A 247-nucleotide genomic window follows, 5' to 3' on the forward strand; every position below is an offset into this window, starting at 1 on the left:
GCCTTTAACATGAACACAACAAATGTAACGGTCGGAGACTTGAGGGAAAATCTTGGTGAAGATGTGACTTCTGTACTCATACATGCAAAAGAAGAGGATGTGCCGGCAATACGCTCATATTTATCGGATGTGCATGCCGAGGTAATCGACCATAGAAGATGGGCCGCACCGTGGCATGTCATTGAAATTATCAAAAGCGGCATGAATAAAGCGGTCGGCCTGCAGAAAATCAGCGATTATTACGGCG

At 45.7% G+C, this 247-nt stretch carries 1 pseudogene; it reads left to right on the forward strand.

Going from position 1 to position 247, the window contains the following annotated elements:
* A pseudogene (gene yitU, locus PU683_RS20790) lies at nucleotides 1–247 on the forward strand (5-amino-6-(5-phospho-D-ribitylamino)uracil phosphatase YitU); the annotation flags it as partial.

The sequence above is a fragment of the Candidatus Kosakonia sp. 282A-S69 genome (assembly GCF_029433855.1).
In the GTDB taxonomy this organism is placed as follows: Bacteria; Pseudomonadota; Gammaproteobacteria; order Enterobacterales; family Enterobacteriaceae; genus Kosakonia; species Kosakonia cowanii_A.